This is a genomic window from Staphylococcus sp. IVB6214, assembly GCF_025558585.1.
Lineage (GTDB): Bacteria > Bacillota > Bacilli > Staphylococcales > Staphylococcaceae > Staphylococcus.
On record NZ_CP094723.1, the window covers coordinates 1,308,104 to 1,328,038 of the forward strand.

Annotated in this window: 15 protein-coding genes; 4 read left to right on the plus strand and 11 right to left on the minus strand. The window is 37.7% G+C overall.

Annotation, left to right across the window (positions count from 1 at the left end; all coding sequences use genetic code 11):
• Positions 1-83: 83 nt before the first annotated feature.
• The 6 genes from MUA51_RS06345 to MUA51_RS06370 form a co-directional block, all read right to left on the minus strand.
• Entirely contained in the window at positions 84-1,028 is a 945-nt protein-coding gene (locus MUA51_RS06345; RefSeq protein ID WP_262558944.1) for an acetyl-CoA carboxylase carboxyltransferase subunit alpha, read from the minus strand.
• A 2-nt stretch (positions 1,029-1,030) separates the two neighbouring features.
• Positions 1,031-1,888: an acetyl-CoA carboxylase, carboxyltransferase subunit beta gene (gene accD, locus MUA51_RS06350; RefSeq protein ID WP_262558946.1), complete on the minus strand. Its 858-nt coding sequence runs from the start codon at positions 1,886-1,888 to the stop codon at positions 1,031-1,033.
• 188 nt (positions 1,889-2,076) lie between these two features.
• A complete protein-coding gene (gene ystJ / locus MUA51_RS06355) occupies positions 2,077-3,315 on the minus strand; it encodes an NADP-dependent malic enzyme (RefSeq protein WP_262558948.1) in 1,239 nt (412 codons plus the stop codon).
• A 214-nt stretch (positions 3,316-3,529) separates the two neighbouring features.
• Entirely contained in the window at positions 3,530-6,718 is a 3,189-nt protein-coding gene (locus tag MUA51_RS06360; RefSeq protein ID WP_262558949.1) for a DNA polymerase III subunit alpha, read from the minus strand.
• Between the two features lie 23 nt (positions 6,719-6,741).
• Entirely contained in the window at positions 6,742-7,686 is a 945-nt protein-coding gene (locus tag MUA51_RS06365; RefSeq protein ID WP_262558950.1) for a DHH family phosphoesterase, read from the minus strand.
• 10 nt (positions 7,687-7,696) lie between these two features.
• Complete coding sequence (locus MUA51_RS06370; protein WP_262558952.1) at positions 7,697-8,992, minus strand: DRTGG domain-containing protein; 1,296 nt, start codon at positions 8,990-8,992, stop codon at positions 7,697-7,699.
• A gap of 242 nt (positions 8,993-9,234) precedes the next feature.
• On the opposite strand from MUA51_RS06370, the gene MUA51_RS06375 reads away from it, so the two are divergent.
• Positions 9,235-9,648, plus strand: a complete 414-nt coding sequence (locus MUA51_RS06375) for a universal stress protein (RefSeq protein WP_262558953.1) — start codon at positions 9,235-9,237, stop codon at positions 9,646-9,648.
• Between the two features lie 64 nt (positions 9,649-9,712).
• Here the strand turns inward: MUA51_RS06375 and MUA51_RS06380 are convergent, their stop codons facing one another.
• Positions 9,713-10,402, minus strand: coding sequence for a metal-dependent hydrolase (locus tag MUA51_RS06380; protein WP_262558955.1), 690 nt, complete (start codon positions 10,400-10,402; stop codon positions 9,713-9,715).
• 132 nt (positions 10,403-10,534) lie between these two features.
• Between MUA51_RS06380 and MUA51_RS06385 the strand changes: the two genes are divergently transcribed.
• On the plus strand, positions 10,535-11,590 hold the full coding sequence (locus MUA51_RS06385) for a M24 family metallopeptidase (protein ID WP_262558956.1): 1,056 nt from the start codon (positions 10,535-10,537) through the stop codon (positions 11,588-11,590).
• Positions 11,591-11,686: 96 nt separating this feature from the next.
• Here the strand turns inward: MUA51_RS06385 and ald are convergent, their stop codons facing one another.
• A complete protein-coding gene (gene ald, locus MUA51_RS06390; RefSeq protein WP_262558957.1) occupies positions 11,687-12,802 on the minus strand; it encodes an alanine dehydrogenase in 1,116 nt (371 codons plus the stop codon).
• Between the two features lie 117 nt (positions 12,803-12,919).
• On the opposite strand from ald, the gene MUA51_RS06395 reads away from it, so the two are divergent.
• Both MUA51_RS06395 and MUA51_RS06400 read left to right on the plus strand, forming a co-directional pair.
• Positions 12,920-13,423, plus strand: a complete 504-nt coding sequence (locus MUA51_RS06395; RefSeq protein ID WP_095116496.1) for a universal stress protein — start codon at positions 12,920-12,922, stop codon at positions 13,421-13,423.
• Positions 13,424-13,591: 168 nt separating this feature from the next.
• Positions 13,592-15,160 carry an IS1182 family transposase gene (locus MUA51_RS06400; protein WP_262558959.1) on the plus strand — a complete coding sequence of 523 codons (1,569 nt, stop codon included), beginning with the start codon at positions 13,592-13,594 and terminating at the stop codon, positions 15,158-15,160.
• A gap of 124 nt (positions 15,161-15,284) precedes the next feature.
• On the opposite strand, the gene ptsG is transcribed toward MUA51_RS06400, so the two are convergent.
• From ptsG to alsT, 3 genes are all read right to left on the minus strand, one after another.
• The gene (gene ptsG, locus MUA51_RS06405; RefSeq protein ID WP_262558961.1) at positions 15,285-17,321 is read right to left on the minus strand and encodes a glucose-specific PTS transporter subunit IIBC; all 2,037 of its coding nucleotides are present in this window, start codon (positions 17,319-17,321) and stop codon (positions 15,285-15,287) included.
• 118 nt (positions 17,322-17,439) lie between these two features.
• The gene (gene glcT / locus MUA51_RS06410; protein WP_262558963.1) at positions 17,440-18,288 is read right to left on the minus strand and encodes a glucose PTS transporter transcription antiterminator GlcT; all 849 of its coding nucleotides are present in this window, start codon (positions 18,286-18,288) and stop codon (positions 17,440-17,442) included.
• A 132-nt stretch (positions 18,289-18,420) separates the two neighbouring features.
• Positions 18,421-19,878, minus strand: coding sequence for a glutamine transporter AlsT (alsT, locus tag MUA51_RS06415; RefSeq protein ID WP_262558965.1), 1,458 nt, complete (start codon positions 19,876-19,878; stop codon positions 18,421-18,423).
• Positions 19,879-19,935: the final 57 nt, after the last annotated feature.

Sequence of the window (19,935 nt, forward strand, 5' to 3'; positions counted from 1 at the left end):
TATAAAAAAACAGGGACTTTAGATACCTTTATTCAAAAAAACAGCTATTGTGCTATTTTAACACAATAACTGTAACCATTTTACTATTCAATAAATGTCCCGATATTTCTATACTTTTGATATCTGTCTTCTCGAATATCATCTGGCGCCATATGTTGAAAATCTCCTAGTTGCTTTGACAATGCTTTTTTAATACGACTTGCTTGCATATGTACGTCGTGATGTGCCCCGCCTAATGGCTCTTTAATAACATCATCAGCCACATTCAACTCGAGTAAATCATATGCTGTGATTCTCATTGTTTCAGCTGCAATTTTAGCGAGACTACTATCTTTCCATAATATGCCGGCAGCACCTTCAGGAGAAATCACTGAATACGTACTGTTTTCAAGCATGAGTAAACGATTTGCGACACCGAGTCCAAGTGCACCTCCACTACCACCTTCACCAATAACAATCGCAATGACTGGTACCGTTAAGGATGCCATTTCGACTAAGTTTCTCGCAATAGATTCACTTTGTCCACGTTCTTCCGCTGCTTTACCGGGATAAGCCCCTTTCGTATCAATAAACGTTATAATTGGACGTTGAAACTTCTCCGCTTGCTTCATCAATCTCAATGCCTTACGATACCCTTCCGGATGTGCCATACCAAAGTTCCGATATATATTGTCTTTCGTATCTTTACCACGCTGCTGACCTATGACAGTTACAGGCTTACCATCGAAATATGCCAATCCACCAATCATTGATGGATCATCTCTAAAAGACCGATCCCCATGTAATTCGATAAAATCATCAAATATGTATGGTATGTAATCAAGGACAGTCGGACGCTCAGGTAATCGTGCAAGTTGAACACGATCCCACGACTTCAATGATGTATATACCTTTTCTTTTTCATTTTCAAGAGCCGCTTGTAACATCTCAATTTCGTCTGTCAAATCAACATCATTTTTACTTTGTGTTTCCTCTAGTGATTGAATTTTCTTCTTAATTACTTCAATTGATTTCTCAAATTCTAACATATTTATTTCACCTCACGATGCATTTCAAACAGTGTTGCGAGTGTCTGTCTCATCTCACTGCGATGTACCACTTTGTCCAATTGACCATGTGCTAATAAGAACTCTGCTGTCTGAAAATCATCGGGTAGTTTTTCATTAATCGTTTGTTCAATGACACGACGTCCCGCAAAGCCAATCAGTGCTTTTGGTTCTGCAAGGTTAATATCACCCACAGAAGCAAAACTTGCGGATACACCACCTGTTGTCGGATGTGTCATATATGAAATGAACAATTGACCTGCTTCTGAATGTCGCTCTAATGAAACAGACGTTTTTGCCATCTGCATCAGTGAGATGATGCCTTCTTGCATGCGAGCACCACCAGATGCCGTAAACAGTACGAATGGCAATCGCTGTTCTGTACAATAATCGACAATACGACAAATTTTTTCACCAACAACGGATCCCATACTCCCCATACGGAATCTCGGGTCCATTACTCCGACCCCGAATGGAATACCATTCAACGTAGCGACACCTGTAACAATCGCTTCGTTCAGGTTTGTTTTCTTTTGATCTTTTTCTACTTTCTCTTCATACCCTGGAAAGTTTAATGGGTTTGCAGAGGTCATACCTTGGTCAAACTCTTCAAAACTACCTTCATCCACTAAGGCTTCGATACGTCCATATGCTGAAAGTTGAATGTGGTGATCACAGTTGAAACATACATTTAAGTTTTCTGTGAGCTCTTTCGTATACATAATTTTTTTACAGTTAGGACATTTCGTCATAATGCCATCTGGGACATCATTTTGCTTTGAATCTTGAACCGTTACATACTTTTTCTTTTTTGAATTGCGATTAAAAAAGTCTTTAAACATATTATAACCTCCACAAATCGGTGAATATGAACTAGGTCTGTATGCAGCCATTACACCGAGTCTTCAATGTATGAAGCCTAGCTTTTCACCTTCAGAAAAGGTTGAGACCTTATAACGGAAACCGACAAATGGTACTCAACCTCTGTTCTGTTAATTAATTTTTAGGGTAACTGTGCATGTTCGTTAATTTATGCATTCCCTTTTAAATCAGATAGCTCAATCGTTTTACGGTAAACATCTTCAGGATCTACTTCAATTCGTGCCACACCCGATTCCATCGCTGCTCGTGCCACTTCTCGTGCAACAGAAGGCGCTACACGATAATCAAAAGGTTCAGGAATGACATAGTCTGAATGACGCTCATCTTCTGCAATCAAGTTGGCAATTGCTTCAACAGCGGCACGCTTCATATCTTCATTGATATGTGTAGCACGAACATCTAACGCACCACGGAAAATGCCTGGGAACGCCAAAACATTGTTGATTTGGTTCGGGAAATCTGAGCGTCCAGTACCGATAACTTTTGCTCCAGCAGCTTTTGCTTTATCTGGTGTAATTTCAGGGTTAGGGTTTGCCATCGCAAAAATAATTGGATCATCTGCCATTGATTTCACCATTTCTTCACTCAACGCATTCGCAACAGACACACCTACAAACACATCTGCATCTTTAATAACATCGACTAACTTACCTTCAACTTTATCTTTATTTGTCCATTTTGCGACTGTTTCTTTCGTAGGGTTCATCCCGTGTGGACGTCCCTCATAAATAGCACCTTGCGAGTCACACATAATCATGTTTCGCACACCATATGAATACAATAACTTAACAATTGCAATACCTGCTGCACCAGCACCGTTGAGAACGACTCGAATATCTGACAGTTCTTTGCCTACGATACGCAATGCGTTGATAAGACCTGCCATTGTCACAATTGCTGTTCCGTGTTGATCATCATGAAAAACAGGTATCTTCGTTTCTTTTTTGAGTCGTTCCTCTATTTCGAAACAGCGTGGCGCTGAGATATCTTCAAGATTGACACCACCAAAATTAGGCTCGAGAAGTTTGACTGTTCGAATGATTTCTTCTGTATCTGTTGTTGCAAGTGAGAGTGGGATCCCATCTACACCTGAAAAACTCTTAAATAATACAGCCTTCCCTTCCATCACAGGAATACTTGCTTCAGGTCCAATATTGCCTAAGCCGAGTACAGCCGTTCCATCTGAAATCACTGCAACTGTATTACTTTTCATTGTATAATCGTAAACTTTATTTGGACTTTCATGTATATCCTTACACGGCTCTGCAACGCCAGGTGAATAAGCAAGACTTAATTCTTGTTTATTTGTAACCTTCACCTTTGGGCTTACAGCAAGCTTACCATGATTTTCTAAATGCATTTGTAATGCATCATCTCTTAAAGACATCTCTGATCATCTCCATTTTACTTATGATTGGGGTAAAGTATATTGAATCAAAACACCTTCGCAAAGTTGCTAGTGTGTGTTTTTTCTAAATCATCATCTTACTATATCATAGTTTTATCATTATCTTCTACATACAGCGTGACAGAATGAAGCGTTTCCATTCTTTCTCAATTTATGAATTAAAAATACTCAAGAAAACGCAATATTTTTTTAATTATAATAAACGGATGTCGTCTGGTTCAAATAATTGTATAAATGATTGTAAATGATCATGTTGATTATCAATCACGCCTATTTGTGTCATCTGATTTGATTGCTCATCAAAATATGAGACAGGAATACTTGCTCGATTCGTCGTAAGATAGCGATGAACTATCTCATCAGACAGTTGTTTTCTGATTACAATTTGTTGAATATGATGTAACTTTTCTGCTTCAAATGTGTTTAATGGTACAAGCTGGTTAATAATGATTTGACGTTGTCCTTGTCGCCATTCGAACTTACCATGAATAACATAAGGGGCTTGCGATTCCAATTTAAAAGATAGTTGTTGGAAAACTGTTGGAAACACAACACCTTCGATCGTTTGTTGACCGTCATTTAATGTTAAAAAGGCCATTTGTTGTCCTTTCGACTTAGTACGAATCACTCTCGAACGCTCCACCGTAACGAGAATCGGTTGGTTCACCGCTTGCTTATGAATACGATGAATACCTAAATATTGTTTTTTCAAAAATAACTTCTCGATTGGGTGCAGTGACACATAAAACCCTAAATATTCCTTCTCATATGCGCTAAGCTGTTCATCTGGCATTTCATCGGTGTCATGATATTCTTTTTTTACTGTCGCAAAATGTTCAATCAGTGACTGATCTACTTCAGAACTCGTATCAGCAATAAGGTCAATCGACTGTAATAAAGTCGCACGATTTTTACCGAAACAATCAAGTGCCCCAGCAAAAATTAACGCTTCTAATAAGCGTCTTGTACGAATGCGATTGGGTATACGATCACAAAAATCAAAAAAGTCTTTGAACGGTCCATTTTCGATGCGTTCACCGACAATTGCTTGCACACTGTGGTAGCCTACGCCTTTGATAGCACCGAGCGAGATATACATCCCTTCTCGTGTCGCAACGTAACGCCACTGGCTATGATTGATGTTAGGTGCATGAATCTTTATTTGATGTTGCTTGGCTTCTTGTATAAATTGTGCTGTTTTGTCTTCATTGTTGATGACATTCGTTAAAATATTCGCGTAAAAATATGGTGCAAAGTGTACTTTAAGATACGACATAATATACGCAATCTTTGAGTAACTTACTGCATGCGCACGTGGGAAACCATAGTTGGCAAATTTAAGAATCAAATCAAATATTTGTCCACTAAGTGCATTGTCATACCCCTTCTTCGCTGCCCCATCAATAAAGTGTTGTCGTTCACTTTCGAGAATAGATCGATTCTTTTTACTCATCGCACGTCTTAATATGTCTGCTTCACCATAACTAAATCCAGCGAATTGACTCGCAATCTGCATGATTTGTTCCTGATAAATAATGACGCCATATGTACGAGATAAGATAGGTGCCAAATCTGGATGGAGGTACTGTACTTGTTGTGGGTCATGACGACGGGTAATATATGTTGGAATTTCATCCATTGGACCAGGACGATACAGCGATGTTACTGCAACAATATCTTCAAAATGCTCAGGTTGCAGACGTTTTAACACATCCCTAACACCTTGTGATTCCAACTGGAAAATACCCGTTGTTTCACCTTTCGAGAGCATCGCAAAAACATCCTTGTCATCGAACGGAATCTGTTCGATATCAATATGAATCCCTCTATCTCGTGCTACTTGCTTAATTATTTGATGAATAATCGTTAAATTTTTCAATCCTAAAAAGTCAATTTTCAACAAACCAATTTGTTCTGCTTCTGTCATCGTCCATTGCGTCAACAACCCTGTATCTCCCTCAGTTAAAGGAATCGATTCGTATAACGGTCTGTCATTGACGATAACACCTGCAGCATGTGTCGAGGTATTGCGCGGCAAACCTTCTAACTGGCAACAAAGTTCATACCATTTTTCATGCATATGGTTGCGTTTAACAAATGTTTGAAAAGGCTCAAAATCATAGGCAGCCTTTAATGTTTGTTGACCACTCATCGAGATAAGTTTTGATGCCTCACTCAACGATGATTCGTCAAAACCAATAACACGTCCAACATCACGTGCAACAGCTTTCGCTAATAGATGGCCAAAAGTGATAATACCCGACACACGGAATTCACCATATTTTTCTTGGACGTATCGAATGACTTTTTCACGTTGTGTATCTTCAAAGTCGATATCAATATCCGGCATAGTCACACGTTCAGGATTTAAAAAACGTTCAAATAATAAATCATAACGCAACGGATCAATGGTTGTGATGTTTAATAAGTAACTGACTAATGATCCTGCTGATGAGCCACGTCCAGGACCGACGAGAATCCCATTATCTTTGGCATATCCAATGAGATCACTCACAATAAGAAAGTAATCAGCATAACCCATTCTCGTAATCACATCGAACTCATAGTGTAGTCGATCTTGATAGGCTTTTGACTGCAATTGACGTTCTACTAAGGCTGTCGTAAGTTTCTGCCACAAATATTCATTGGCCGTTTCACCGTTGGGTGTTTGAAATTCTGGTAACAACGATTGATGATATTGTATGTGAGCATCACAAAGCGCTGCAATATCATCTGTACTAGACAATAATGCATCTTGAACTTGGTTCTGTTTTAATGATGCTACATCAATAATATGCGTTGCAGGTTCATGCTGTTGTTCAATCAAATTGACTTTTGTATTGTCACGTATCGCTGCTAATGTTTTAAGTGCTTCTCGATCTTTTGGATATGCACAATAAGCAGCTCGCGCCCATACTTGAGGATACGCGTCATACGATGATGACGTTTCATCCACATATACACTAGTAGAGCTTGGCAAATGCGTTAGCCAATCGATCGTATCGTCATGTATATTTTTAAAAATGATAACTGTATCTTCAACATAACTAGGCAAATCAGCAACATCTACTTCTGCTTGATGCTGTACTTTGATATCAGTAGAGAGTTTGAACAATCGTTGCAATCCCTGATTATTTTTGGCGATAATGATTGCTTCTCGTTGGGTCAAATGATCAGTGACATGAATTGTAATACCTAGTAATGCTTTTATCCCCGCTTCTTGACACGCATTATAAAATTGAGGAATCCCATACATAACATTTAAATCAGTCAATGCAACTGCTGAGTAGCCTGCTGCCTTCACACTTTCAACCGCACTTTTCACCGTCAACGTTGAATTCAGCAAGTCATATGCTGAATGTATATTCAAATGCGCAACCATATTTAGTCACCTCTTTCCAACTTTTATACAGCTGTTTGTGCTTTTCCACGCAATGCCGTTGCCAACTGTTCAAATGCTTCCCAATTATCCACCGAAACACCAGATGCGTTCGGATGACCGCCACCGCCAAAATCAGCAGCAACATCATTTATAACGATACCTTTAGAACGAATACGACAACGAATCTCTGCTCCTTCATCAACCGCAAACACCCATACTTTTAAACCCTTCAAATCAGCAATAGTATTCACAAATAAAGACGCTTCTGATGCGCTCACGTTATATGTTGCCAAGACGTTTTTCGTTATCTTCACAAAACAAAAGCCGTTATCTTCTAATGCAAAGTTTTGAAGCACATAGCCTTGGAAAGGCATGAGATGTGGATCCTTCTCACCGAGTTGGTTTAATAGTGCTGTATGTTCAATGTCATATGTTAATAACGCACTGGCAATCGCCATTGTTCTTGGCGTAGTATTATTGAATAAAAAGCGCCCTGTATCACCGACGATACCTAGATATAATGCTGATGCAATTGACGCATTCATCTGTGACAAACCATCGACAGCTTCAATCATTTGATAAATGATTTCACTTGTTGAAGATGCATCAGTATCGACATAATTAATCTCTGCATATTGGTCGACAGGTGGATGGTGATCAATTTTGATTAATGCTTGCCCTTTGTTAAAACGGTCATCATCAATACGTGGTGCGTTAGCCGTATCACAGACAATAACGAGTGCATCTTTATAAGTTTGATCATCAACTTGGTCGAGCGTCCCCATAAATGCTAATGATGGTTCCATCTCACCAACTGCAAAAATTTGTTTTTCTGGATACTTCGCTTGTAAGAAACGTTTCAATCCAAATTGTGAACCAAAAGCATCTGGATCTGGACGTACATGTCGATGGATAATAATTGTTTCGTAGGATTCAATTTTCGAGATTATTTGTTCAAAGGTATTCATTTTTCTCCTCCTAATGGTCTAATAATTGGCACATAATCAAAGCTTTCGCAACAGGCGCTTGATTACTTTGCATTGTAACTTCTACTTTTGCAAAGTTACGACCCATATCTAAAATTTGATATTGTACTTCTATTTCACTTTCAATTTGGACAGTTTTGATATAAAAGATATTTAAACTTTCAATCATGACTTCCACTTTTTTATTTTTTCTCATGACAGATCGGATGGTTTCTTCAATAATTGCAACAGATACGGATTTGCTTAAAGTTCCAAACTGATTGGATAGTTGTGGGGTGATTTCAACGAATATTTGGTGGTTTCTAATCTCGATATGTTTTGCCACTTGATCATTAATCGTTTCGCCTACTTGTGGCTGTCTACCAACGACTTGCATTGCTTTTAGCACATCTTCTCGTGAAATGACGCCTAGCAACTCACGATCGACGCCTGTAACGGGAAGCAGCTCTATTCCTTCCCAGATCATAAGATGCGCACAACTTGCGACAGTTGTGTGCAACTGTACACTGATCGCCGGCTTCGTCATAACTTGTGAGATGACCTCATCCGCATCACGATTAATAATGTCCTTACTCGTAATCAACCCGGTTAAACGCACTTGTGAGTCGACAACAGGAAAGCGAGAATGTCCCGATTCACTCGACTTATTGCGCACATCATTCACGGTCAAAGCTTCCATCAAATATGATGTTTCTTCAATTGGAATCACGATATCTTCCACAACTAAGATTTCTTTCTTAATCATTTTATTGTACATTGCACGGTTGATCATATTTGCAACCATAAATGTATCATAGTTTGATGAAATAATTGGCAGTTCTTTTTCGTCAGCCATTCGTTTAATTTCACTCGTTGTATCAAAGCCACCTGTAATTAAAACAGCACTTCCCTTCTCTAGTGCTGCCTTTTGTACGTCTACCCTATTCCCAACTATGAGCAATGTATTCTTTGATACATAATTGACAACATTGTTCACTTCCATAGCACCTATCGCAAACTTCGTCAATGTTTTAAATTGTCCGGAGCGTCCCCCAATAAAGTGACCGTCTATAATTTTTGCAATTTCACCAAATGTTAAGTTGTCCATATGTTGTCGTGCTTTTCGTTCGATTCGGACAGTCCCGACACGGTCAATTGTTGCGACAAGTCCTCTCTGACCTGCATCCTTGATTGCTCGATAGGCTGTCCCTTCAGAAACATCTAGATATTTCGCTATTTTACGCACAGAGATTTTTTGACCGACCGTCAAATTTTCAATGTGCTTGATAATTTGTTCATGCTTTGTCATTAAATCATTCACACCTTTTCATATTGAACGCAATCGAACAGAACACGCGTTAAGATGGTACGACGCCCCCAAAATATTTTTATAACGATCATGATACATACCTTATCTATTATAACTTTTTTCGTTCTATTTTTGCACCTTTATACGTCTTATCATATATACAGATTCTCTGGAAAATTCCTTTGAATGCATGGCATTTTAATAGGATATTGTTTACACTAGAGTTAGGGAGGTTGATTGAGATGCATAAAAATATACTACTCGCAGTCGACACAGATTTGAAAAATGCCAAAGCACTACAAGAAGTTGTAAAACTTTCAGGAGAAGGAACGACAGTTACATTGTTAAACGTCATCGGCGAACAAGATGCACAAGCGTCTGTTAAAATGGGGACACACATCAGTGAATTAGAATCAATTCGTCATGAAAAAATGGCACCGACTCGTGAAACATTAGAATCTAACAAAGTCACATATGAAGAGATTTTAGAACGTGGCAACCCAAAAGACAAAATTGTCGAATACGCGAATAGCGGCAAATACGACATTGTCGTTTTAAGCAACCGCAAAGCAGAGGAAAATAAAAAGTTTGTTTTAGGCAGTGTCAGTCACAAAGTCGCAAAACGTGCGAAGATCCCTGTATTAATCGTTAAATAATTAACAAAGTGAGCCTATCAAGTTAAATCATTGACAGGCTCACTTTTTCATATATAGACAGCTATTAAAATTTTACCGCTTCACCCGGTTTTAATATTTGAACTTCTCCACTCGTTACTGCTGATTTGAAGTCTTCTGGATTTTGTTCGATCAGCGGGAATGTATCATAATGAATAGGCACTGTTACATTCGGCTGAATAAAGTGATTAATCGCATAACTTGCATCTTCAATACCCATTGTAAAGTTATCACCAATTGGAATGAAACATACATCAACAGGATGACGGTCTGCAATAAGTTTCATATCACTGAATAATGCAGTATCGCCAGTATGATAGATTGTTTTCCCTTCTAATTCTAAGATGACGCCCATTGGCATACCTAAATAGACAGGTACACCATTATCATCTAGTAAACTTGAACTATGGAATGCTTGAACAAACTTCAATTTACCAAAATCAAACTGCCACTGTCCGCCAATATTCATCGGATGTACATTTTCAATTCCTTTTGCAGTCGACAAATAATTGGCAATTTCAGCTGTTGAAATAACTGTTGCACCTGTTCTTTTCGCAAGTGATAATGTATCACCGAAATGATCTTCGTGGCCATGTGTTAAAATGATATAATCCACTTCTAATGTATCCGCATTAAGATCACTCAAATCATTTCCTGAAATAAATGGATCAATAATCCCCTTTTTCCCTTTTGCTTCGAAATAAACTGTTGATTGTCCATGAAAAGATAATTTCATCGTGTCATCCTCCTTTTAATCTACTCAATGTAACTATACCACGTGACCGATACGAATACACATCGTTCCTTGTTTGAATTTTAAGAATAAGTCGCTTACAATTAAGAATGACAGAGACTAAGGAGGATAACCATGACAAAAATTGAACAACTCACACAAACACTCCAAAAACAACAAGCGGATGCTGCATGGGTGTCAGACCCTATCAACATCTTCTATCTTACAGGTTTTAAGAGTGAACCCCACGAACGTCTATTTGCGTTACTCGTGACGAAAGATGGTGCACAGACTCTATTCGTTCCACAATTAGATGTTGAAGAAGTGAAAGCCTCTCCATACGAAGGTGATATCATCGGCTATCTCGATACAGAGAACCCTTATGCCAAACATTCAGCTCAATATCCGAAAATGCTCATTGAAGAAACACATCTAACTGTTAAACGCGCACGAGAACTAGAAACTGAGTTCGGTGTACAATCATTTGATGCATTAGACCTTACATTGAAGTCATTGAGAAATGTAAAAACAGATACAGAGATAACAGCAATGCGCCGTGCTGCTGAATTAGCTGACAAATGCGTAGAAATTGGTGTGGCATACTTAAAACCAGGTGTTACTGAACGTGAGGTCGTCAACCACATCGAGAACGAAATCAAAAAACACGGTGTTAGTGAGATGAGTTTCGATACGATGGTCTTATTCGGTGATCACGCTGCTGCACCACATGGAACACCGGGTGACAGATCACTACAAAACGATGAATATGTATTATTCGACTTAGGTGTTATTTACGACCACTACTGCAGTGACATTACACGTACCATCGCATTCGGCCAACCAAGTGATGAAGCCAAACGTATCTACAATGTCGTAAAAGAAGCTGAACAAGCTGCCATCGATGCCATTAAACCAGGTGTCACGATTCGAACACTTGATGAAATTGCACGTGGTGTCATTGAAGAAGCGGGATACGGTGAATATTTCCCGCATCGCTTAGGACATGGCTTAGGCCTTGAAGCACACGAATATCAAGATGTGTCAAATACGAATGATAATCTTTTAGAAGCAGGTATGGTTATTACAATTGAACCTGGTATTTACGTGCCAAACGTTGCAGGTGTTCGTATTGAAGATGATATTCTTGTAACTGCAGATGGCTACGAAAGCTTATCACACTATCCTAAATAAGTTTGTCAAATACGGTTAAATCTTAATATTTGAATAGAATGTCCATCATTCACAAAAAGATCCTACAACTATCAAAAGTTGTAGGATCTTTTGTTATTATGATAAAACATCAACCACTGGTGTATATTCACGATTGAATGCTTCAGCAACTGCTTTGTTTGTCACTAAGCCATTGAATGTGTTCAAGCCGTGTGATAATGGTTCGTTATCGATCAATGCTTGTTTGTATCCTTTGTTGGCAAGTTGTAGTGCGTATGGTAATGTCGCATTGTTCAAGCCAATTGTAGAAGTACGTGGTACCGCACCCGGCATGTTCGCAACTGCATAGTGAACCACACCGTGTTTAATATAAGTTGGATCGTCATGCGTTGTGATTTTATCTGTTGTTTCGAAAATACCACCTTGGTCGATTGCGATATCAACAATCACTGACCCCGGTCTCATCTGTTTAATCATATCTTCAGAAACAAGTGTTGGCGCTTTAGCACCTGGAATCAATACAGCACCAATGACAAGATCACTTTGTTTCACATTTTCTTCAATATTTAATGGATTTGACATGATTGTATGTACACGTCCATCAAATAAATCTTCTAATTCTTGTAAGCGTTTGGCATTAACATCAAGAATTGTTACATCTGCCCCAAGACCGAGAGCAATCTTCGCTGCATTCGTACCTGCTTGACCGCCACCGATAATTGTAACTTTTCCTTTTTGAACGCCTGGAATACCACCTAATAAAATTCCCATACCACCGTTGAATCTTTGTAAGAATTGCGCACCGATCTGTGCAGACATACGCCCTGCAACTTCACTCATCGGCGTTAATAATGGTAATGAACGATCTGGTAATTGGACTGTTTCGTATGCAATTGAGATGACTTTTTTCTCAACTAACGCCTCAGTCAGTTCTGGTTCATTAGCTAGATGTAAATATGTGAATAAAACAAGACCTTCTCTAAAGAAACCATACTCTTCTTCCAAAGGTTCTTTAACTTTTACGACCATATCTACGTCCCATGCTTCTGCAGCAGTGTCCACAATTTGCGCACCTACTTCGATGTAATGTTTATCTTCAAAGTAAGATCCCTCACCAGCGCTCTTTTCTACAAGAACTGTGTGACCTGCTTCTACTAGGGCATGCACCCCACTCGGTGATAAACTCACACGGTTTTCATTATTTTTTATCTCCTTAGGAATTCCAATTTTCATACTCCTACACCTCCAACTCAATAATACCTTATGCTTCGTTGTAAGCGCAATCATAATGATCCCATTTTTAATTAATTTATGATATAATAATGGTGAAAAAGGAAAGGGGTTTTTGCTATGCTAATGTATAAAAACATTTTAATCGCAGTCGATGGTTCTCATGAAGCAGAATGGGCATTCAACAAAGCTGTTGCAGTTGCAAAACGTAACAACGCCAAACTGACTATCATCAATGTCATCGATTCAAGAACTTACACATCTTTTGAAGTATATGATTCTCACTTCACAGAAAAATCAAGAACATTCGCTGAGAAATTATTAGACGGATACAAAAAAGTAGCAATCGACGAAGGTGTCGTTGATGTTGAAACTCGCCTAGAGTTCGGCTCACCTAAGTCTTTAATCCCTAAAATGGCAAGCGAAGAACAACTTGATGTTGACCTTATCATGTGTGGTACATCTGGTCTAAACGCTGTGGAACGATTCATCGTGGGCTCTGTATCAGAAGCAATTGTTCGCCACGCAACTTGTGACGTACTCGTTGTACGTACTGAGCAAATCCCAGAAAACTTCGAACCAAAAGTAGCAACAGATGATTTTTTAAAGGACTTCAACATCTAATTGGAGAAAAGGGGCTGGGACATAATTCCCAGCTCTTTTACAAAAAAGGTCTGATTTAGTGTTTTTCGACACTAAATTAGACCTTTTTTATAGATATCATTTAAAAAAATAAAACACTTCCCGTATAATTGTTAATAACCACAAAAACAATGAAAGGAAGTGCCTTATATGTATAAAGAGTATAACATTTCTCAGCTTAGTCTGCCAATTGAAACTGAAATTTCTTTTCCCGAGAGTGATATTGCCCTCATTATTAATAAACTTGTAGAATCTATTCCCCAAGAAACTTTTAATCAATATTACAACCATAGAGGTCCTTCATCTTATCATCCTAAAATGATGTTAAAAATCGTTTTATACAGCTATACACAGTCTGTCTTTTCTGGTAGAAAAATGGAATTTCTACTTAAAGATAGTTGTCGTATGATGTGGTTAGCTCAAGGACAAGTCCCTTCATATCGTACAATCAATCGCTTTAGAGTTAATCCACACATGATGGATTTTATACAAGTTCTATTTGTGGGTCTTAGAGCACAATTATTAGAAGATAAAGTGATTACAGAAGACGTCCTTTATATAGACGGAACGAAGATAGAGGCTAATGCCAATAAATATACTTTTCAATGGCTAGGTAGCACTAAGCATTTTAGTAAAGGGGTTATTGAAAAATCCAATGCGGTGTATAAACAATTAATTTCAGAGAAGATCATTCCTGAAATTAAGAGAGAATCTTCTGATGAACTAACAAAAGAAGAATTAAATCGTATTGAGATGCATTTAGATGATAAAAATGAAACGCTCACTTCTAAAATTGAAGCATCCCAAAGTGTAGAAACGAGAAAGACATTAAGAAAACAAAGAAGTAAAGTTAGAAAATATAAAAAAGCAATCAAAGATTTTAAAGATCGTAAAATAAAATATGATGAGCAGATGGAAATTTATGGTGACAGAAAAAGCTATTCTAAAACAGATCATGATGCGACCTTTATGAGAATGAAAGATGATCATATGAAGAATGGACAATTAAAGCCTGGCTATAATCTGCAGATTGCGACGAACAATCAGTTCATTTTGGCATTTGGTGTGTATAGTAATCCGGGTGATACGCGAACACTTCCTTCTTTTTTAAAATCAATCAAAGAATTATACGGTGACATTCCAGAGTACATTGTAGCTGATGCGGGATATGGTAGCGAACAAAACTATACGATGATTCTTGATGAATTCGAGAAAACACCACTCATCACATATAGTATGTATTTAAAAGAGAAGAAAAGAAAATATAAAAATAATCCGTTCATAACAGCTAATTGGAAATATAATGAAATAGATGACTATTATGTATGTCCGAATAACAAAGAATTGCATTTCAAAAGTTATAGAAAAAGAAGAGACGGATATGGTTATCAGAGAGATTTCAAATTATATAAATGTGAAGATTGTGTTGGGTGTCCTTTACGAAATGAATGTATGAAGTACAGAACCAATCCAACTACAACAAAAAGCTTATATAAAAATCCAACTTGGGATTATTTTAAAGCATTCACAAATAAGCAGCTTTCAGATCCAAAAACGAAAGGCATCTACAAAAAACGAAAAATAGATGTCGAATCAGCATTTGGAAATCTGAAGGCTAATTTGGGTTTCCAAAGGTTATCAGTTCGCACTCAATCAAAGGTTGAATGCGAATTAGGAATCGCACTTATGGCAGTAAACATCAGAAAACTAGCCAGATAAGTGCTAGTTTTTTAGTAAATAATAAGAAAAAAGCCGTTAAAATCTTAAAAAAGAATTTTAACGGCTTTTTTTGAAGGGAAATTGAGCGCCTATGTCTCAGCCCCTCTCATTTCAAATAAAGTCATTATTTCGTTTCAAAAAGTTTATCGCCTGCTGCCACAGTTGATTCTGTTGTGTAATCTAAGTTTGTAATATCTGCTTGTGTCACAATGATTGGCGTAATATCACTTTTCGCATGTTCTTTAATATAATCTAAATCAAATGTCATTAAAACATCACCTGTTTTAATTTCTTGTCCTTCTTCAACAAGAATATCGAAACATTGACCTTCTAATTTTACAGTATCTAAACCAACATGAATAAGTAACTCCAAGCCATCTTCAGAAGTTAGGCCAATCGCATGTTTTGTTGGGAAGACCATTTGTACACGACCGTTAAATGGCGCATATACTTTGCCTTCTGTTGGACGGATTGCGATACCGTCACCCATCATTTTTTCACTAAACACTTGGTCTGGTACTTCACTTAATGGAAGTACTTCACCTTTTAATGGTGCAGCTACGAAATGATTAACATGTGCTTTGTTTGCTGTTTCAGCATCAACAACTGTTGCTTCGTCTTTATTGTCAAGGTCTACTTTTGATTGAACAACTTGACCTGACATGATTTGTTGCATTTCATGTTTGATTTGATCTGACTTTGGACCAAAGATTGCTTGCATGTTGTTACCAACTTCAAGCACACCTGATGCACCTAAATCTTTCAAACGGCCCACATCTACTTGTGCTTTGTCATTAACTTCGACACGTAAACGCGTAATACATGCATCTAAATGTTTGATGTTTTCTTTACCACCCATTGCTTCTAATACTGCATATGGGAGTTCACCTGCAGATGTTTTTGCTGTTGTTGTTTGTTTGTCTTCACGACCCGGTGTTTTGTAGTTAAACTTCTTGATTAAGAATAAGAATAAGAAGTAGTAAATCACTGCATAAACAAGACCTATTGGAATTACAAGCCACCAAGCTGTTTGGTTAGGTAAAATACCGAGTAATACGAAATCGATAAAACCACCAGAGAAAGTATAACCAAGATGTAAATCAAGTATATACATAATAAAGAATGCTAAACCATCTAACACCGCATGCACGAAGAATAATAATGGTGCAACGAATAAGAATGAGAATTCCATTGGTTCAGTAATACCAGTTAAGAATGATGTTAAAGCTGCTGACCCCATTAAACCTGCAACGACTTTTTTGTTTTCAGGTTTTGCTGTTTGATAGATTGCTAATGCTGCTGCTGGTAAACCGAACATCATAACAGGGAACTCACCTTGCATGAACTTACCAGCTGTTAAAGCACTACCTTCTTGTAACTGTTCAAAGAAGATACGTTGGTCACCACGAATGATTTCACCAGCGGCATTTGTATATGAACCGAATTCAAACCAGAATGGTGCATAGAAGATATGATGTAAACCAAACGGAATTAATAATCGTTTAATGAAACCGAATAAGAATACGGCAACACCAGTATTCGCATCAAGCAAACCTTCACTAAATGCATTTAAACCACCTTGGATTGTAGGCCAGATCCAAGCCATTGGAAATGCTAATAAGAATGATGTAGCTGCCATTGCAATTGGTACAAAGCGTTTACCAGCAAAGAAACCTAAATATGATGGTAAATCGATATTATAAAACTTGTTATAACACCATGCTGCTAAAGCACCGATAATGATACCACCAAACACACCAGTTTGAAGTGTTGGGATACCTAAGATATTCGCATAACCACTTGCAGGATCAGAGACACTTTCAGCAGTTACATGTAAGAATGCACTCATCGTTTTATTCATTACAAGATAACCAACAAGCGCTGCAATCGCTGCAACACCATCGCCACCTGCTAAACCAATCGCAACACCCATAGCGAAGATAATCGGTAAGTTATCAAAAATGATACCGCCGGCACCTGTCATCATTTCTGCGACACTTTGTACGCCTCCATTTTGAAGGAATGGCAGATAACCTTGTAATGCGTCCCCTTGCATTGCTGTACCGATTGCAAGTAGTAAACCGGCAGCAGGTAAAATCGCAACTGGTAACATTAAAGCTTTACCAATACGTTGCAGTTGACCAAAGAATTTCTTCCACACTGTACTAACCTCCATTTTTTAATGAATTCAACACAAAAGGCATGAGTAAACAAACTGTGAATAACACGATTCCCAATTTTCCACTCATGCCTAATCCTACTTAGTAACACGTTCTATATTAAGATTTTTGAGATGCGAGTAGTAGTTGCTGAATATGCATCGTTAAATATGCTACCTCAGCTTCGTAAACATCTACATCTATTTGTGATTGAATCATTTTAATTATTTTTACAGCTACATTATAGCATAGCGGATATTGCGCTTTCAATAGTTTCTCAAAAGTTAATTCAATAGTTGCACGTTCTCCTTTTTTTAGACGTTGCAACAAAAAATGCATATGTCTAATATAACGTTGATACTGTAATGATGCTTTGTCGATATCAATTGCCAAATCATGCTCTATGAGGCGAATCGCACGATTGATTAATTCTGTCACTTGTTTTGTATTTTCAATGCTGATGTGTTCACTTTGTGATGCAATATGCAATGCGATAAATCCAACTTCATCTTCAGGAAACATGACGTTCAATTGCAAGTTCAAGCGTGCTACAACACGTTTCGCAATTTGATACGCTTCTGGATAACTATATTTGGTTTCACTCAAAAATGGATTTGATATCAATTGATTGTTTTTGACACGTTTCAATGCAAAAATTAGATGATCAGTTAATGAAACAATAAATGATTCATCGTTTTCAATCTGAAAGTGCGCCAATATAATTTGGACAGACTCTATAACTACACGAATCTCTTCTTCATTTGTCTGGTCTAGTAGTTGTAAATAATGATCTTGTTCTGTTTTATTTTGCAACTTGAAAACTTTCTCTATCATATCTAGATCTTTAATCATTGTGCCTGGCTTTTTGTTAAAACCAATTCCCTTTCCAACTAAGACCACTTCAGTATCATTATCCTTACAAATTAACACATTATTGTTGAGGACTTTTGAAATTTTATATGTCTTCATGCAATCTTCCTCTCTCGCCATTCACCCCAAATTATATCGACTATTTTGTATATTGAAAAGTCATATTGTCATAAAAGAAAACTGAGTGAACAATCTTTTATGACTGTTCACTCAGTTTATCATATCATTATTTTATTTTTTCAAGTTCTTAGATTGGTCTCCCCAACATTCAATACCGAATAAGTTAATTTCTAACTCTTCTGGTTTGAATAGCGGACGTTTACCTGCTCTGCGTTGTTTTTGATAATCCTTCATGACTGCAAATGCAATGTTTGATAATGCAATAATCGCAATTAAGTTGACGATCGCCATCAATCCCATGAATAAGTCAGCAGTACTCCAAACTGTTTCAGTTTTAACGACTGCACCTACGAATACAAGGACAACAACTAAGCAACGGAAAATGAATAATGCTATTTTACTGTTAGTTAAAAACTCTAAGTTTGATTGACCGTAGTAGTAGTTTCCGATTACTGATGAAAATGCAAATAATGCAATCGCAACTGTTAAGAAAATACCCCCAGCACTACCAAGATGTTCATTTAATGCAGATTGTGTAACTGCCACACCTTGTTTTGCATCTTCACCAAATTCTAAACCTGAGTAGAGTAAGATCATAATTGCTGTTGCTGTACATACTAAGATTGTATCGAAGAACACACCGAGTGACTGGATTAAACCTTGTTTAACCGGATGTGATACAGCAGCTGTTGCAGCTGCGTTCGGCGCCGAACCCATACCAGCTTCGTTTGAGAATAAACCACGTTTAATCCCTTGTAATACAGCAAAACCTACCGCACCACCAGCAGCTTGATCAATACCGAATGCACTTTTAATGATTGTCAGAATCATCGGTATGATTTGATCAAAATGCATAAATAGAATAATCAATACCATAGCAACATAAATGATTGCCATAAATGGAACAATCGCAGATGATAAGTTTGCGATACTACGCACACCACCAAATATGATGATTGCAGTTAGAATAGCAAGGATAATTCCCGTAATAACTGGACTTATACTATATTGTGTTTGTAATGATTCTGCAATCGTATTTGATTGTACCGTGTTGAACACGAATGCAAATGTTACTGTAATTAATATTGCGAACACTACACCTAACCATTTTTGGTTAATACCTTTAGTGATGTAGTATGCAGGTCCACCACGATAGCCACCTTCTTCATCATGTACTTTGTACACTTGTGCTAAAGTTGCTTCAATAAATGCACTTGCTGCCCCTACAATCGCAATGATCCACATCCAAAATACTGCACCTGGACCCCCTAATACGATTGCTGTCGCAACACCGGCAATGTTTCCGGTACCAACACGAGATCCTGCACTAATGGCGAAAGCTTGGAATGAAGAAATTCCTTTTTCACCAGAATCAAGCGTTTCTGGTTTTTCCTTGATGGCACGGAACATTTCTGGAATCCATCTAATTTGAACAAATCGAGAACTGATGGTAAAAAAGATACCAGCAGTCAACAATAGACCAATTAGATATTGTGACCAGATTAAGTCGTTCCCAACTTCAACTATTGTTTTAAACCAATCAGGAATTAAACTATCAAAATCTCTCATTAATATCACTCTTTACTATTAGATTTTCATATCATTCTTTAAATACAACTAGTTGTA